This is a genomic window from Dielma fastidiosa (genome assembly GCF_000313565.1).
GTDB classification, from domain to species: Bacteria; Bacillota_I; Bacilli_A; order Erysipelotrichales; family Erysipelotrichaceae; genus Dielma; species Dielma fastidiosa.
Window position 1 is genome coordinate 1 of the sequence record NZ_CAEN01000089.1, and the last position, 851, is coordinate 851.

At 33.0% G+C, this 851-nt stretch carries 1 protein-coding gene; it reads right to left on the bottom strand.

Annotated elements, in window-relative coordinates:
• The coding region (locus DAHG_RS21295) for a hypothetical protein (RefSeq protein ID WP_161650481.1) at positions 1–851 on the bottom strand (851 nt) is incomplete at both ends.

The following is an 851-nucleotide window of genomic DNA, read 5'->3' on the forward strand; positions in this document are numbered from 1 at the left end:
AGTCTTAACTTCTTCTTTCTTTTCTCCTTGAAGAATCAAAGCGATAGTAGAATTTTTATTTCCTTTTTCTACTTCTGTTTGGATATCAGTCGTTTTACCATCTAAATCATTTTGTAAAATAGTGTCGAAAGCTAATACAAAGAATGATAAATCTTTATCAGCTGTTACACCTAAATGCTCATTAATATTATTATTTAATGAAACATAAGTATCTTGTACCGCACCCGCTAAATCATTACTGTATTCACCATCTGAATCAATACCTAAATATTTTCCATAGTCAGCTTTGAAATCTTTCAACTCTTTTAAAGCAGCTTTGGCATCTAAGTAATTGTCATCATTAATCACAGACCAATCATGTTCTTTACCAGTTTCATTATTAGTGTTTTTCATCACCTTAGCTAGTTTTGAAGTATCCTTAACATCTTTGGCTTTAATAGAACCCTCACCAGCATAAGCTTCAATGCCTTTAATTACATTTGTCCATGTAGTAATGTTAGCTTTTTCTGTATAACCAACACCGCTTTTAGCAAAGGCATCTAATTCTGAAGCGTAATCGGCAATTACTTCTAAGATATTAACTTTCTCACCTTCTTTATTTAAAGCTTTCATGTCGTTATCTAAAGTAACTGTACTAAATTTAGCACCATCTAACTGACTTAAAATTTCTAAATAAACTTGTGCGCCACAATCTGCTGTTTTGTCATCCATCAAACCATCGCAAATACCACCTTTTATAGCAGTTGAACTATCTGCCATAACTGGAGCAGCAGCACTCAAAACCATAGCCAAAGACATACCAACAGTAGCAGCAGTCTTAACGGCCTTACTTGAATATTTATTCATAGTAA